Genomic DNA, 15,878 nt, shown 5'->3' with positions numbered 1-15,878 from the left:
CCCTACTCGGCTACAGGATTTCCTCGTTCCCACGCTCCCGCGTGGGAATGCATACGGAAGCATCACAACGCACAAAGCCGCTATGGGTTCCCACGCTGGAGCATGGGAACCAGAAAAAAGATTTCTAATTTTGGCGGTGCCGGATTGGGCTTTATGGGCTATTCAAGACGAAGAAGGGGGGTGTTGATTTCAGGGAATGTCATTTGTTTTTTACCATGAAGAGCATGAAGGGCATGAAGAATTTGGCCGCTGGACGGGGCATGTTGCCCCGTCCGAAACGTTTCAACGGGCTACGGAAAACACCAAACGTTACGGACGGGGTTGCAAACCCCGTCCAGCTTGATTGTTAATAGCTTTACAGTAAAGTAAATTGGAAATCCTTATTCGCCCAATTCTCTTTCCTTCATTATCTTCATGCCCTTCATGGTAATAAAAACAAGTTATAAGCTGGATAAGGGATCAACAATAGACATTGTTAGGCATCAGCACCCATTGTCTCCCATCCGTTTCAAGGCCTGATCGACTTCAACGTTCAACTTCTTTACACTGGCGGGATATAACCATCTACCCTAAATCGGGATATTGTGATTTCCACGTTCCTGGCATTCAACTGAGATCAATGACAATGACTTCGTTGGGCTTGGACAATGCTCTCTTATTGGTGTCGTTTATGTATGAAAACTATCAATTTTGATCCGGTTCAAACCGAGTTATTAAAAGGCGTAAACCTGATTGAAGCCAGCGCCGGAACGGGGAAAACCTACGCCATAGCGATGCTGGTGCTGCGTTTTGTGGTGGAGCAGGGAATCGCAATCGAAAAGTTGCTGGTGGTCACTTTTACCAAGGCGGCAACCGAGGAGCTTAAAGACCGTGTGCGCTCCAGATTGGCTGAGGCCCGGCGGGCTTTGGACGGGCATACTGAAAACATCGACGGCAATATTATCGGCTGGCTGGCTAATCTGGACATTGAACCGGAGCTGGTCAAGCAGCGTCTTCAAATGGCGTTGCTGGATATAGATCAGGCCGGAATTTTCACCATCCACGGTTTCTGTCAGCGAGTCTTAAGGGAGCATGCGCTGGAAAGCGGGCAATTATTCGATGCCGAATTAACCGGCGATCTGGCGGATATTAAGCAGGCCTGCGCGGATGATTTCTGGCGCAAGCAGATTTACCGGCGTTCGGCGTGGGAAGTCGAGGTATTAACGACGGACTTTAAAACCCCGGATGCGTTGCTTGCCAGTGTTGCCGCATTTCCCGGCAACGGCTTGGGAACCGAAGTTTATCCGCTTTGCGAGAGCCTGGATGTCGCATTAAAAGAATTACAACGGCTGGCGGGTTTGGCAAAAGATCAGCTGGATAAGTGCGCAAAGGTTTTGCGCGATTGCTTCGCCGACGAAAAATTCAAGACCGGTTATGCCGATGCTTTTGAATTTCACTATGACTCGCTAAGTGCGTGGCTGCATGGCACGACCACACACCTTCCCGACGCCGAGGCATTGGTATTGTTGACTAAAAACGGTTTGACCGATGCGCTGAACGGCAACAAATTCAGGACCAATAAAACCCAGAGCGGCGATCAGCGCAAAGCCGAATATCTGGCTGAATTAGCCATCGATACCGCAGCTTTCGATGCACTGGCTTTGGCGTTTACACACAGCGCCCTGGTATTGCGCAAAACCCTGCTGGACAGTTTGCGCGAGGAGCTGGATAAGCGCTTGCAGCAGCTTAATGTGCTGTCGTTCGATGATCTGATTAGTCGCCTGGCTGAGGCCTTGCAAAGCGAAAAAGGCGTACTGCTGACGGCTGAATTGCAACAGCGTTTTGAAGTCGCCCTGATCGATGAATTTCAGGATACCGATGACAGCCAGTGGTTTATTTTTTCCTCGCTATTTGCCGCCCCCAGCCAGTATTTATATTTAATCGGCGACCCCAAACAGGCAATATACAAATTTCGCGGCGCGGATATTTATTCGTATCTGGATGCGCAACAACAGGCCGAGCATCAATTTACCTTGGGGCTTAACTGGCGTTCGCATCCGCAGCTGGTCGATGCGGTGAATGCCTTGTTTCAACGAGACCGGGCATTTTTGCTGGAGGGTCTGGAGTTTATCAACGTAAAGCCCGCCTTGTCGGCAGATAACGGCGAATTGCATCAGGAAGGACAGGCCGTTGCGCCGATGGTGCTGTGGCAGTTACCGGAAAGCGGCAGCAAATCAGGCTACTGGACGGCGGGCAAGGCGGCCGAAGAAATCAGGATCGCCGTTGTTAATGAAGTCGTCGATTTGCTGACTGGCGACTTCACCCTGCAAGCTATGAACCGGGTCTTACTGCCCAAAGACATTGCGATCCTGGTAAGAACCAATACCCAGGCCAGAGATTATCAGGCGGCATTGCGCCTGGCGGGCGTGCCTTCGGTGCTAAACAGCACCGAGTCGGTTTTTGCCTCGCAGGAAGCGGCCGATTTATACGGCCTGTTGCAGGCCGTGGCTCACCCCGGCGATAGCGGGCTACTCAAGCAGGCCTTGACGCTGGACTGGTTTGATCTGGATGGACAAACACTGTATCGGCTGATCAATAACGAGATCGAGCTGGACGCCTGGATGTCGCGCTTTCTCGGCTATTTTCAGGACTGGCAGCAAACCGGTTTGATGGCGATGATGCAGCATTTGCTGACTCAGGAAAAAATCAGGGCCGGTGTATCGAAAACATTGATGGCGGAAAGGCAGCTCACCAACCTGCATCATCTGATCGAGCTGGTACAACAGGCGGCCGTCGATGAACATCTGGGCATCAATAAAACCCTGGACTGGTTGCGCAGCGCGATTGCCAAGGCGAGCAGCGCGGAAGACCAGCAGTTGCGTCTTGAAAGCGACGACGATGCGGTCAAAATCGTCACCATGCACCGTTCCAAGGGACTGGAATATTCCATCGTATTTTGCCCTTATCTTTGGCAGCGCAGTGACCGTTTAAACAGCGAACGGTTGTTGATTAGATGCCATGAAAACGGCCGGACGATAGTCGATTTGGGATCAGCCGATTTCGAACGGCACCGCGAAATGGCGTTAGACGAAGAGCTGGCCGAGGATTTGCGGGTGTTTTACGTGGCGGTTACTCGTGCCAAATACCGCTGTTATATTGCCTGGGGCGATGTGCGTTCTCAGGATACGGCGAATGATTCGTCGATGGCCTGGCTGCTTGACTTTGCGGCCGACTGCATGGATGCAGGAGGTAGAGCAACGCATGGAGCAGTTGCCGAGGCCGATTTTTCCGAGCAGCAGGCAAGACTGCAAGCCTTTCAGGATCAAGCCGGGCGGGCATTTGCTTACCGGTTGCTGGACGTGCCGGGCGAGTTAAACGGCAGTTATCAAAAAACGGCTGCACACCCCCCAATGCAGGCAAAAAAACGCAAAAGATCGCTGTATACCAGCTGGCAAATGAGCAGCTATACGGCCTTGTCGGCATTAAGTGTGCATGATGCGCCGGAGCTGCCGGAAGACAAGGCCGGAGAGCAAGCGCTGATTGCCAGGCCCGAGCCCGGCAGCGCAGCGCTTGAATTGCCCAGAGGTGCGCACACCGGTAATGTCGTGCATGACCTGCTGGAAAACCATGCGTTCATCGACTTGGCCCGGCGCAAGGATATTGCGGCGCAGCGGGACAAGGCTTGTCAGCGCTATGGCTTAAAACTGGAACGGCCGGAAATGCTGGATGAGCTGTTGCAGACAATGGTCGCAACGCCGCTGTCCGCAACCGATGCCGATTTTTGCCTGATGAATCTGGCGGAAAGTCAGTGTCTAAAGGAAATGCCGTTTTATTTATCGATGCAAACGATGGATGCCGCCCAGATCAACCGTATTTTGCGCGACACCCCGGCCTTTCAGCCGTTGACCGCCAAGCAGATGTGCGGTTATCTGACCGGGTTTATCGATCTTATCTGCGCGTTTCCAAGTTCGGGAACGAGGCGTTATTATGTGATGGATTATAAAACCAACGGCCTGCAAGATTACAGCCCCGACAGCTTAAGCCATGCGATGCGCGAACATAATTACGGCCTGCAATACTGGATTTACACGGTCGTGCTGCATCGCTATCTGCAAACGCGCTTGCCGGATTACGACTATGACACCCATTTTGGCGGCGTGCGTTATTTGTTCGTGCGCGGCATGCAGCCGGATCAGCCTATGAGCGGTATTTATCAGGACCGGCCCGACTTGGAACGGGTTGAAGCGTTGGCCGCGTTGTTTGGGGGTGATAAGTGACGGATGACGGCTTGGATGCAGCAGCGCAAACCGAACAGCCGTCATTCAGCCGTCTGGATGTGGCTTTTGCCCGTTTTCTTAGCCGGCGCACCGATTTTGACCCCCTGCAAAAACAGGCTTTCGAGGCCATCGTGATGACGGCGTCTTACGAGCAGAACCAGGGCCACAGTTGCATCCGAATAGACGACAATGCGCGAGCATTGCTGCTCGCTTCCGGGCAGGTCACCAACGATCCGGAAAATACACTGCCTCTGGTTATCGAACAGGATCGTCTGTATCTGCACCGTTACTGGAATTATGAAAACCGGCTGGCGATGCAGATCAAGGCAATGACCCAGACCGAACACCCGATTGAAAAACTCGACGCCCTGCTGGATCGCTATTTTGCTGCGAGCGATGAAACCGACGATCAGCGCGAGGCGGCAAAAATGGCGGCCAAACAGTCGTTCAGCATCATTACCGGCGGGCCGGGAACCGGAAAAACCTTTACCGTCGTTAAAATCCTGGCGCTGATGCAGGAATTGGCCGAACAGCCGCTGCATATCGCGTTGGCAGCACCGACCGGAAAGGCCGCCATGCGACTTCAGGAATCGATCGGATTCAGCAAGGCGAAGCTGCCGTGTTCGGAGGCGATAAAAAATCGCATCCCGGAAACGGTAACCACCCTGCATCGCCTGCTGGGTGCGATGCCGCCTTCCCCGTATTTCCGGCATCACGCAGATAAACCCTTGGTTTATGACTTGGTCGTGGTTGACGAAGCATCGATGGTCGATCTGGCCTTGATGAGCAAGCTGCTTGACGCGTTAAAACCCGGCGCACGCTTGATCTTGCTGGGCGACAAGGATCAGCTGGCTTCGGTGGAATCCGGCGCGGTGTTGGCCGATTTAGCGATGGCCGAGACGCTGCAAAACAATGTCTACACCTTAAAGAAATCGCACCGTTTCGGCGGCGCCATAAAAGAGCTGGCCGAAGCGGTCAATTTTCAGCGGGATGAACTCGCCTGGCAAATTTTATCCGAGGGTGGAGACGGTGCCGTGCAACGTTTCGATGAAGATTTAATCGATTACGTCGCGGCACAGCAGGCGGATTATTTGCAGTTGATTAAAGCCGGTGCCGAATTTGAGCGGATTTTTCAGGCGTTCAGCCGCTTTCAGGTGCTGTGTTCCAACCGGCAGGGAAAAAACAGCGTTGCCGACATCAATGATCGGGTTGAACAAAAACTGGCCGAGCAACAGCGGATTGATTTGTCCGGTTTATGGTATCCGGGTCGGCCGGTCATGGTCACGCAAAACAACCCGGCACTGCATCTTTATAACGGCGATATTGGCATTTGCATGGCGGATAAAACCGTCGGCATCGATTCTTCTACAGAGAAACTGATGGTATTTTTCCTGCGCGCCGACGGCAGTGTCAAAAAATACCTGTCTGCCCGTGTGGCGCATTGCGAAACCGTTTTTGCGATGACCATACACAAAAGCCAGGGTTCTGAATTTGAGGAAGTGCTGATTGCCCTGCCTGAAGCCATCAATCCCGTGTTAACTAAAGAGCTGCTGTATACCGCAATTACCCGAGCCAAGACAAGGCTCAAACTGGTTGCCGAAAAGGCCGTATTTATGGCGACAGTTCAGCAAAAAATCGAGAGAATTACCGGATTGGTTGATAAATTCAGGGCAACTGCGCAATAGAACGCGGATGGTAACCTCCCCTTCTCAGTCACAGCCGAAAGTGCCTGCCAAAGTTTTACGCGGCGCAGCGCCGATACCTCATTCCCACGCAGCGCGTGGGAATGAGGTAATAACCCGCGCCATCACCAGCCGTTAATTGATTTGATTCGCATTAATATTTTTTTGGGTCAAGCCCAACGTAGGATCGTCACCGACTATAACGACTTCGACGCGTCTGTTTTTTTCCCGATTTTCTGCCGACGTATTGGGTGCTAAGGGCTGCGTGTCCGCATAACCTTGTATAACGACCCGTCCTTTATGGACATCTTTGTTTTCGAGCATCTGCTGAGCGACCGTGACCGCTCGTGATGCCGATAAATCCCAATTCGAACGATAATTGACATTGGCAATAGGAATATCGTCAGTATGTCCGGAAACCTGAATTTTACCTTTCGCTTCGATGACAGCGGCGGTGATTTTATCCATGACTGCGGAAAATCCGGGCTGAAGATCGGTACTGCCGGAAGCAAATGAGCCTTTTTCCTGAATTCGTATGACAATGGTCAGGTCAATGGTTTCTACCATGATCTGGCCTTTTTGGATTTCCTCTTTCAACAACTGTTTAATCTTCTCGGCTTCAGCTGCAATTTCGCGGAGCTTGATTTCCAGGAGTTGTTTTTTCATTTCTTCGATATTAGCGCCGAGAGTTGGCGATTGCTGGACTGTTGTCTGCCTGACTTCATTTGCTATGGTGGGTTCTGTTTGTGCCGGAGAAAAGTCCTGGGCGATGACGCTGGTACCCATCGGCGAGTCAGGTTGGGTAATTTCGTTTTGCACACCAAACGCCTCCCTTATAGAACCGGCTACTTGTTTGAATTTTTTCGCATCCTGGGTTGCTGTTGACAGCATCAATACAAAAAAACACAGCAGCAAAGTGCACAGATCTGCAAACGTTGCCAGCCAAGCCGCTGATTTACGTGGGGGACACTTGGGACATTTATCAGGCATGTTGCATCACTCGCCGTCTTTTTTGCGTTTTTTATTGGAAATATAAGAGGTTAATAATGTTTCCAGTATTTTTGGATTTATGCCTTCCTGAATGCCGTTAATGATTTCAACAATCAGCTCCATATTGGTTTGCTCATAGAGCAGCACCGAGGACAGCTTATCGATAATGGGTATGGCGAAACAGTTGGCTACCATTGCACCGTAAAGCGTCGTTAACAGCGCTACCGCCATGGCGGGGCCGATACTGGCCGGGTCAGACATATTGGACAGCATCTGCACCAGACCCACCAAGGTTCCGATCATGCCCATCGCTGGCGCCAGATCAGCAACGCCTTGCCATAAATATTGGCCGGCTTCATTGCGGGAAATCATTTGGTCTATTTCTTTGATCAGCATTTTCCTGACTAAGGCAGGGTCATGCCCGTCGACACACAGGCTGATGCCCTTTTTTAAAAAGGGATTGGAAATTTCTTCATTGTCCAGTGCCAGCAAGCCGGTTTTTCTCGCCACCACGGAAAGGTGCATTGCAGCTGCAATCAGGAGTTGGGGATCTTCTCTTTTGTTGAAAAAAGCTTTTCCCACCACGGCAAATGAACGGGAAAATTCATTCAGCGGAATACGCATTAGCGATACGCCGAAGGTACCACCAAAAACAATCATGATAGAAGGCATATCGACAAATAACATGATGTCGCCACTTGTGGTAATGGCGGCAAAAATGATGCCTACGCCCAGCACGAAACCGACTAGAGAAGCGATATCCATTATCGGTTTCCGTAGGTTACTGAATGCATAAAGTCAACATTGTTTTTTTAAAAAATCTTTGCTGATACGGCTTCTCCTTGACGAGAATAAAACTATCAATAGACATATATTAAACCCATCAAAAACAATAGAGATAAAAAACAAGTTCAGGCAACAAAGTCTTGTGCAGAAATTCAGTCACCAAAAACTGATAAATTATACTGTAAATAGTTTAATTGTACTCATCGCATATCAAGATTCAGCAATGCTCATTATGACCCAAACCTATCCGATTTCAGGCTTAGGAGGCAGAAGGATTCGTCTTTCAGGTGTATAAGGCCGGCTTTAACGCGCCGTAACCCGACATAGGAAGCAGGGATAAGCCGGGTTACGCTGAAGTCATAAAAGCGCTAGATCGTTGGTTTAGCTGCTTTACAGGCTGACGCCTGAGGAAGTATGAATTGAGCGAGGTTTGCCCCCTAAGGTATCTGCGAGACTCAAGCAAAGCGGACACTTAATCGACTCAAAACATTTCGAACGGGGCATGTTGCCCCGTTCGGTTTGGGTGGCAAACTGTAGGTCGTTACCCAAAGGGCGGGCGGGGTGTTGATTTCAGGGAATGTCATTTATTTTTACCATGAAGAGTATGAAGGGCTTGAAGAATTTACCGTATTGACTTCCTGCATTTATTATATGAATTCAAGTGAATTAGAAATCCTTATTCGACAAATGCTCTTTCCTTCATTATCTTCATGTCCTTCATGGTAAAAAAACAAGTTATAAAGTGGATAAGGGATCAATAATAGACATTGTTACGCATCAGCACCCGGTGAGCGGCTGTGCAATATACCGATTTATTGCGTGTTTTTTGTGGATCCATCGCCGCTTTAGGATAGAGCTCTAACCTTATTCACCCCATAACCACCGCTTGCCGCTTTGCCCCCCAGTTACCCGGCTTTGGCTTGAACACCCCGGCGCAGCGCTCGCCGCAAAAGCGGCAATTTCCGGATGCATCCAGATTCCATTCGGACAATTCGTACCAGTCGCGGCCTATCAGCAGTTTTTTGCACTTGTGGCAATAGGTGCTGTCTGCGGACTTGTCATGCACGTTGCCCACATAGGCATAACGCACGCCGTTTTTGATCGCGATGTTTCGCGCCAGCAATAACGATGATAGCGGCGTAGGCGGCTTGTCGCGCATCTTCCAGTCCGGATGAAATGCGGAAAAATGCATCGGCACATCCGGGCCCAGATTCTCTACGACCCATTGGGTCATGGCTTCCAGTTCCGCTTCAGAATCGTTCTCGTCAGGAATAATCAACGTCGTCAGTTCCAGCCAGACCGAGGTTTCATGCTTGATATATTTCAGCGTTTCTAAGACCGGCTGCAGATGTCCGCCGACAATCTTGTAATAAAAATGCTCGGTAAAGGCTTTTAAATCGATATTCGCCGCATCCATCCATTGGTAAAATTCGGCCCTGGGTTCAGCGCAGACGTAACCTGCGGATACTGAAACTGATTTTATACCCAGGCTGCGACAGGCCTGCGCGGTATCAATCGCATATTCATGGAAAACCACCGGGTCGTTATAGGTATAAGCGACGCTGTCGCAGCCGTGATCAAATGCCGACTGGGCTATCGCATCGGGCGATGCCTTGCTCATCAGGGTATCCATTTCCCGCGATTTACTGATGTCCCAATTCTGACAAAAATTGCAGGCCAGATTGCAACCGGCGGTACCGAAAGAGAACACCGAAGTGCCGGGTAAAAAATGGTTCAGCGGTTTCTTTTCAATAGGATCAATCGCAAAACCGCTGGAGCGGCCGTAACTGGTCATCACAATCTGGTCGTCCAGATTCTGTCTGACAAAGCACAGGCCGCGCTGGTCTTTATGCAGTTTGCAAAACCGGGGGCAAAGGTCGCATTGCACGCGACCATCGTCCAGGGTATGCCAGTAACGGGTTTTTACGGTGTCTTTGCTAACAAATTCAGTCATCATTATTCTCCTGGTTTCGTTGATAAACGCCGCTCTACTGATGCGGCAACTATTTTGATTCAGGGGGCGAGCTGTGGGTATTGGTTTATAAAAATTTAATCGTCCAGCATGACTGATCAACGGGATAAAATAAATGATTTTCGTCGGTTTAAGTAATGCTACGTATAGCTGTCAGGCGGCTTTGAATCTATTATCCTGTGCCATATAGGGTGAAGGTTTACGCTGCAAAGCGTTTTCGCGATTGAGTAGTTTGTTAATCAGTCAAAAACACTTAAGTGTTACTATTTTGCGGTCTGAAACACCGGAACTGCCACCAGAACTTTCCGGCAATGGCTACCCTTAATGCCGTTGTCCGGATTAACTAACAGGACAAGCTAATGAATAGACAGCCCGCCGTAGCAGGTTCTTTTTATCCTGCAAATCCAGAACAGCTCCATCTGATGGTGGATCAGTATTTAAACAATGCCGCAAGCGGTGAAAAGGTTCCAAAAGCCATCATCGTGCCTCACGCCGGCTATATATATTCCGGTTCGATTGCCGCAAGCGCCTATGCCCGGTTAATAAAAGCCCATGACCGAATAACCCGCGTGGTGCTGATCGGGCCCTCTCATCGCGTCGCTTTTAGAGGCTTGGCGGTCAGCAGGGCGGAAACCTTTACCACGCCTTTGGGTAACGTCCCGGTAGATCAGGAGGCAGTGAAAACCATAGTCCAACTGCCTTTTGTTGAATATCTCGAGCAGGCGCACACCTTTGAACACAGCCTGGAAGTGCATCTGCCTTTTTTACAGGAAGTGCTGGATAACTTTGACATCGTGCCCATTGTTGCCGGTGACGCATCGCCGGGACAAGTCAGTCAAGTGCTTGATGCGCTGTGGGGCGGCGATGAAACGCTGATTGTGATCAGTTCCGACCTGAGTCATTATCATGATTATGCACGCGCTCAGCAGATGGATAAAGCCACCAGTCGACTCATAGAAAAGTTGCAATATGAGCATCTCGCCTCCGAATCCGCCTGCGGTAAAGTGCCGGTCAGTGGACTGCTAAAACTGGCGCGGGAAAAATCGCTGTCGGTTAAAACCATCGACCTGCGTAATTCCGGCGATACCGCGGGCGATAAAGCCAGCGTGGTGGGCTACGGCGCTTATGTCATTGAATAAGGACAATCGCCAGCGGCTGCTGGATTTGGCGAAAAACTCCATTCGGCAGGGTTTACAAACAGGTCGACCGATAAAAATCGACTTGACGGACTATCCTAGAGAATTAACAGAGCCGCGCGCCACCTTTGTGACCTTGGAAATAAACCATCAACTGCGCGGCTGTATCGGCATGCTGGAAGCGGTCAGGCCGCTGGCTGAAGATATTGCCGAAAATGCCTATTCCGCCGCCTTTAAGGATCCGCGCTTTCCGCCGCTGACAGCTGAGGAACTGGATAATTTGGACATCCATTTATCGATACTCACGCCTGCTGAACCGGTAACGTTTGGTTCCGAACAGGACTTGCTAGCCCAATTGCGACCCGGCATAGACGGCTTAATATTGGAAGAGCCGGAAATCTACGACGTTGCGAACAAGCGCGAACAGCTACCACCGAGAATAGACGGTTTAACATTGGAAAGAGGTCGCCGACGCGGAACCTTTCTGCCTTCGGTATGGGAGCAATTGCCGGAGCCTGAACAATTCCTGCGGCATTTAAAACAAAAAGCCGGATTACCGGCCGACTACTGGTCAAAAAATATCCGCATTTACCGCTACCAGGCCGAAATAATAGGCTGAGAGTAATAATCAGCACCGGTAAATATAACTTGTTTTTATGACCATGAAGGACATGAAGGACATGAAGATAATGAAGAAAAGAGACTTGGGGGATTTGTCAAACAAGGATTTCTAATCCATTTTACTGTAAGGCTATGAAAGCAAGGACTAAAAAATTTTGTTTTATAAAATCATCGCTATAGAAAATGCAGGAAGTCAATACAGTAAATTCTTCAAGTCCTTCGTGCTCTTCATGGTAAAAAACAAATGACATTCCCTGAAATCAACTCCCCATCACAGCAAGCCATGCTCCGCAAACGAATAGGGTTGCCCGTCACCGATAATAAAATGATCCAGCACCCGGATGTCGAACAAGGCTAATGCCTGCTTAAGTTTCTCCGTTATCTGTTTATCGGCTTGGCTGGGTTCGGAAATACCGGACGGGTGGTTATGGGCAAAGATCACCGCCGCCGCATTATGGCGCAACGCCTGCTTGGCGACTTCCCTGGGATAAACGCTGGCGCCATCTATGGTGCCTCTGAATAATTCATCCAGTTGTATGACCCGGTGTTGATTATCAAGAAATAAACAGGCAAATACTTCGTAGCTGTAACCGCGCAGTTGAGCGCTAAGATAAGATCGGGTAAGTTCCGGACTGGTTAGCGCATCGCCGCGTTGCAGCGCTTCTTTAAAATGCCGTCTGGCCATTTCCAATACGGCCTGGAGCTGGGCATAAGTGGCATCGCCCAGGCCTTTGGCCTCACAAAAACGTTGCTGTTCGGCACCTAATAGGGCGCTCAGTGAGCCGAAATCGGCCAGTAGCTCACGCGCCAAGTCAACTGCCGATTTGCCGGGGGATCCGGTGCGCAGAAAAATAGCCAGCAGTTCTGCATCGGTTAAGGCGGCCGAGCCACGTCGCAGTAGTTTTTCTCTGGGCCGATCTTCTGCCGACCAATCCTTAATGGACATCAGTCTCACCTTATAGGGTTGCGATTTAAGCATGGAAGAATTTCTGTAGACTTGCCATAATACCAGCTTTGTTCACGTTTCAGGACCTTACTATTAACAAGCATATTTTATTGGCTGTCAGCGGCGGCATTGCTGCGTATAAGTCGGCTGAGCTGGTCAGGTTGTTACGCAAGCAAGGGGCAGAGGTGCGCGTGGTGATGACCCGCTCAGCCATGCAGTTTGTGAGTCCGCTGACTTTTCAGGCGTTGTCCGGAAATCCTGTGCATAGCGAATTGCTTGATGCGGATGCAGAGCATGCGATGGGGCATATCAGTCTGGCGCGCTGGGCCGATGCGTTGGTTATCGCTCCGGCAACGGCCAATACACTGGCAAAATGCAGCCATGGTTTGGCTGACGATTTATTATCAACACTGTATCTGGCGGCGACCTGTCCGGTTTACGTTGCCCCGGCCATGAACCAGGCTATGTGGCATAAAACAGTCACCCAGGAAAATATTCACAAACTCAAAAGCCACGGCGTTACGGTGATCGGCCCCGAACCAGGCGAGCAGGCTTGCGGTGAAACCGGCTTCGGCAGGATGTCCGAACCTGCGGAAATTTGCCGATGTTTACTGGCTGAACCCGGCATTCAGTGTTTAAGCGGGCTTAAGATTTTAATCAGTGCCGGGCCTACCCGTGAACCTTTAGATCCGGTTCGTTACCTCACCAATCGCAGTTCCGGGAAAATGGGTTATGCGCTGGCCAATGCGGCCTTAAAAGCCGGGGCAAAAGTAACGCTGGTCAGCGGCCCGGTGGCACTGACAGCGCCTGATAATGCGGAGCTTATAAGCGTAGAAACTGCGGCGCAAATGTATACGGCGGTTATGTCCAAAGCCGCAGAACATGATATTTACATAGGGGCCGCAGCGGTTGCCGATTACAGCCCGGTCATGTTGGAACAACAGAAAATAAAAAAACAAAGCGAACAAATCACGCTAACGTTACAAAAGACCCGAGATATTTTGGCGGAAGTGGCTCAACTGACTCCCCGTCCGTTCACGGTCGGATTTGCCGCTGAAACCCATGATCTTGAACACTATGCGCAAGATAAATTGGCGAGAAAAAAGCTGGATATGATTGCAGCAAACTGGGTAGGACGCGATATAGGCGGCTTCGATAGCGAACAAAATGCATTGCAGGTTTTCTGGAAACAAGGCCAAAAAAACCTGACGATGACCGATAAAAACCAATTGGCCGAGCAATTAATCAGCTTGATTTCAGAGAGAATGGAACTTAACAAAACATGAAAAAAATACAGCTTAAAATTCTGGATGGCCGTTTAGGCAAAGATATCCCGTTGCCGGAATATGCGACAGCGGGTTCGGCGGGCTTGGATTTACGCGCCTGCCTGGATGAGGCGGTCGAGTTAAAGCCGGGTGAAACGCTGTTAATTCCAACCGGTCTGGCCATCCATATTGACGATCACCAATTAGCGGCCGTTTTATTGCCCAGATCCGGCCTGGGGCACAAACACGGCATTGTTTTGGGCAATCTCGTGGGACTGATTGATTCGGACTATCAGGGACAGGTTTTTGTTTCCTGCTGGAACCGGGGCGACACCGCTTTTACCATTAATATTGGCGAGCGCATCGCACAAATGATTTTTGTGCCGGTGGTGCAGGTGGAATTCGAACAAGTCGCCGAGTTTGATCAAAGTTTGCGCGGCTCCGGCGGCTTTGGTCATACCGGTCGTCATTAAGCTGTTTTTCTTTCGGATAGAGGCATAAACATGGTACGACTATTTTCTTTATTGTCAGCGTTTGCTGTGTTAATGGTTCTGACTGCCGGTGTGGGCGTTTACTGGATCAGTGCGGCCCAAATCGCCCAAGCAAAGCGGGACTCAGCGGCGGCCGTTGCAAAAAGTGTCGCAGTAGGCATTAGCGCACAGGTCAATTTGCTGACCAATACGCTTGAAAAAATGGCGCTGGATCCGGTCGTGTCGGCTGCGGTTATTCGTGCAGACACAACCGAATTAACCACAGTGGCCGCAACACTTGAAAAGCATTTGCCCAATGCCCTGAAAGTGCGGCTGTTATTGCCGGGCGTCAGTGAGCTTGATGATATAAGCATCCCTAAAATGGGTTATGCCGATCTGGATATGGTACGGGAAACATTGACCAAAAATCAATTGCCGGCAATACAAGGCGATAACGGGCCTGACAGGCATCTGGCGATAACACGCAGGATTATGCACAATGATCAGGTGGTTGGCGTCATTCTGGCCAGTTTGAACTATGACTTTATTAGTAAAACCGTACAGGCAGCGGAACTAAAAGGTGGACATCTTGAATTAAGACAGGCCGAACTGGTATTAGGTGCAGCCGGTGAACCGGCCAGTGCAGCATTGAGCGATGACGCGCAAAAAATAAAGGTAGCTAACACCGGCTGGGAACTGCATTACCAGGTTGCCGACAGTGCAAGCTCCACTGGACTGGCTTTCATCGTCGGGATGATCGCTGTTTCTGCCTTACTGGCGCTGCTGGCTTTTTTTATGGGGTACCGGAAGCTTTCAGCACTGCTGACACAAGATCTGGGCAGTGTGCTGAAAGCCTATAAAGATATGATGAAGAATAGGTTACAGGGCACTTACCCCGTTAAGCTGACTGAAATGAATGCGGTTGTTTCAACTCTGGTTCAGTTTAAACGGGTTATGGATAATCAGGACATCGATGTGATCAGTGGCAATAATGCTATTGATTTAGAAATGAGCCGTTTTTTCGATGAGTCTGAGGATCTGGTGACTGCAGGAGCTCGAACCAAGGGCGTTAATTTTAATAAAGCTGTTACGGAAAAAATCCAGCCAGCCAAGCTGGAAATAGTTGACCATACCGTACCTGACTCCTTTGACATGTCTCAGTCGGTAAACAAAAAATAGCTAAGAGCGGGGAGTCGCTATTTTTGCGACAGCTTTTATGGGCATCCCTGCCCAACAAGCGGCAAAAATCACGCGACCGCTGATGCCTGCGGTTGCCCCAGCCGTCCTGGTCACTCGATCGCTACCCAACAAGGGGTAGCTCACATGCTCTCCAATGACTCGACGCGATGTCGGAAAGCCTGTATTTTCACTACGCAAAAAGACGCTTCGTGAAAACACATGCACTATCGCTTCTGGGGACTACTCGACTCCTGTCTCGCAGCGCATGCATTGTTTTTTGGACTTACGATATCAGGGACATCGTCGGCAAGAGGCTGACTAAAGGTATCGCCAGAGCGACTCTATAACTCGATGTTCAAGTTTTTAAGCTTAGAAATACAGCCGGAAAACGGGTAAGCTAATCAGTGTAAACTGCCACGTATTTCAACACCATGTTGATGTACGAGCCGGCACACTTTATAAAATCGTTTGTCACTGATTTAGATGCAGCCCTGGGAAAGCTAAAGTCCAATGCCAGGCTGACGCACCTACAAAAGACTTGGCTAGGATTTTGTTTAACGGGGATGTTACTGACC

At 50.1% G+C, this 15,878-nt stretch carries 11 protein-coding genes; 7 read left to right on the top strand and 4 right to left on the bottom strand.

Features of this window, described 5'->3' with window-relative positions; translation table 11 throughout:
• Positions 1–674: 674 nt before the first annotated feature.
• Complete coding sequence (recB, locus tag RW114_RS11160; protein ID WP_340122830.1) at positions 675–4,256, top strand: exodeoxyribonuclease V subunit beta; 3,582 nt, start codon at positions 675–677, stop codon at positions 4,254–4,256.
• Positions 4,253–5,941, top strand: coding sequence for an exodeoxyribonuclease V subunit alpha (gene recD, locus RW114_RS11155; RefSeq protein ID WP_340122829.1), 1,689 nt, complete (start codon positions 4,253–4,255; stop codon positions 5,939–5,941). Before recB ends, recD begins: the two co-directional genes overlap by 4 nt.
• Before the next feature lie 132 nt (positions 5,942–6,073).
• On the opposite strand, the gene RW114_RS11150 is transcribed toward recD, so the two are convergent.
• The 3 genes from RW114_RS11150 to amrS all read right to left on the bottom strand — a co-directional run bounded on the left by RW114_RS11150 (position 6,074) and on the right by amrS (position 9,668).
• Entirely contained in the window at positions 6,074–6,928 is an 855-nt protein-coding gene (locus RW114_RS11150) for a MotB family protein (protein ID WP_340122828.1), read from the bottom strand.
• A gap of 6 nt (positions 6,929–6,934) precedes the next feature.
• On the bottom strand, positions 6,935–7,693 hold the full coding sequence (locus tag RW114_RS11145) for a MotA/TolQ/ExbB proton channel family protein (RefSeq protein WP_340122827.1): 759 nt from the start codon (positions 7,691–7,693) through the stop codon (positions 6,935–6,937).
• Between the two features lie 889 nt (positions 7,694–8,582).
• On the bottom strand, positions 8,583–9,668 hold the full coding sequence (amrS, locus tag RW114_RS11140) for an AmmeMemoRadiSam system radical SAM enzyme (protein WP_340122826.1): 1,086 nt from the start codon (positions 9,666–9,668) through the stop codon (positions 8,583–8,585).
• 377 nt (positions 9,669–10,045) lie between these two features.
• Here amrS and amrB point away from each other — a divergent pair, with 377 nt between their 5' ends.
• Both amrB and amrA read left to right on the top strand, forming a co-directional pair.
• Complete coding sequence (amrB, locus tag RW114_RS11135) at positions 10,046–10,825, top strand: AmmeMemoRadiSam system protein B (protein WP_340122825.1); 780 nt, start codon at positions 10,046–10,048, stop codon at positions 10,823–10,825.
• Positions 10,812–11,441, top strand: a complete 630-nt coding sequence (gene amrA / locus RW114_RS11130; protein ID WP_340122824.1) for an AmmeMemoRadiSam system protein A — start codon at positions 10,812–10,814, stop codon at positions 11,439–11,441. The genes amrB and amrA overlap by 14 nt, the downstream gene beginning before the upstream one ends.
• A gap of 273 nt (positions 11,442–11,714) precedes the next feature.
• On the opposite strand, the gene radC is transcribed toward amrA, so the two are convergent.
• Complete coding sequence (gene radC, locus RW114_RS11125) at positions 11,715–12,389, bottom strand: RadC family protein (RefSeq protein ID WP_340122823.1); 675 nt, start codon at positions 12,387–12,389, stop codon at positions 11,715–11,717.
• Positions 12,390–12,499: 110 nt separating this feature from the next.
• Between radC and coaBC the strand changes: the two genes are divergently transcribed.
• The 3 genes from coaBC to RW114_RS11110 are packed head-to-tail and all read left to right on the top strand — an operon-like array spanning position 12,500 to position 15,303.
• On the top strand, positions 12,500–13,675 hold the full coding sequence (gene coaBC, locus RW114_RS11120) for a bifunctional phosphopantothenoylcysteine decarboxylase/phosphopantothenate--cysteine ligase CoaBC (protein WP_422614806.1): 1,176 nt from the start codon (positions 12,500–12,502) through the stop codon (positions 13,673–13,675).
• Positions 13,672–14,127 (top strand): dUTP diphosphatase, encoded by a 456-nt coding sequence (gene dut, locus RW114_RS11115; protein WP_340122821.1) that lies wholly within the window; start codon positions 13,672–13,674, stop codon positions 14,125–14,127. Before coaBC ends, dut begins: the two co-directional genes overlap by 4 nt.
• A 30-nt stretch (positions 14,128–14,157) precedes the next feature.
• Complete coding sequence (locus RW114_RS11110; protein ID WP_340122820.1) at positions 14,158–15,303, top strand: hypothetical protein; 1,146 nt, start codon at positions 14,158–14,160, stop codon at positions 15,301–15,303.
• The last annotated feature ends 575 nt before the right edge of the window (positions 15,304–15,878 follow it).

Origin of the sequence: Methylobacter svalbardensis (assembly GCF_037671525.1) — a bacterium.
Classification (GTDB): domain Bacteria; phylum Pseudomonadota; class Gammaproteobacteria; order Methylococcales; family Methylomonadaceae; genus Methylobacter_A; species Methylobacter_A svalbardensis.
The sequence above is the reverse complement of the archived record's forward strand: the minus strand, read 5'-3'. Positions and strand labels throughout refer to the sequence as shown.

What these genes read in the sequence shown, in the direction of transcription:
- RW114_RS11145 (WP_340122827.1), bottom strand. Translation starts at nt 7,693, where the DNA reads ATGGATATCGCTTCTCTAGTCGGTTTCGTGCTGGGCGTAGGCATCATT.
- RW114_RS11110 (WP_340122820.1), top strand. Translation starts at nt 14,158, where the DNA reads ATGGTACGACTATTTTCTTTATTGTCAGCGTTTGCTGTGTTAATGGTT.
- amrB (WP_340122825.1), top strand. Translation starts at nt 10,046, where the DNA reads ATGAATAGACAGCCCGCCGTAGCAGGTTCTTTTTATCCTGCAAATCCA.
- recB (WP_340122830.1), top strand. Translation starts at nt 675, where the DNA reads ATGAAAACTATCAATTTTGATCCGGTTCAAACCGAGTTATTAAAAGGC.
- radC (WP_340122823.1), bottom strand. Translation starts at nt 12,389, where the DNA reads ATGTCCATTAAGGATTGGTCGGCAGAAGATCGGCCCAGAGAAAAACTA.
- amrA (WP_340122824.1), top strand. Translation starts at nt 10,812, where the DNA reads ATGTCATTGAATAAGGACAATCGCCAGCGGCTGCTGGATTTGGCGAAA.
- dut (WP_340122821.1), top strand. Translation starts at nt 13,672, where the DNA reads ATGAAAAAAATACAGCTTAAAATTCTGGATGGCCGTTTAGGCAAAGAT.
- amrS (WP_340122826.1), bottom strand. Translation starts at nt 9,668, where the DNA reads ATGACTGAATTTGTTAGCAAAGACACCGTAAAAACCCGTTACTGGCAT.
- RW114_RS11150 (WP_340122828.1), bottom strand. Translation starts at nt 6,928, where the DNA reads ATGCCTGATAAATGTCCCAAGTGTCCCCCACGTAAATCAGCGGCTTGG.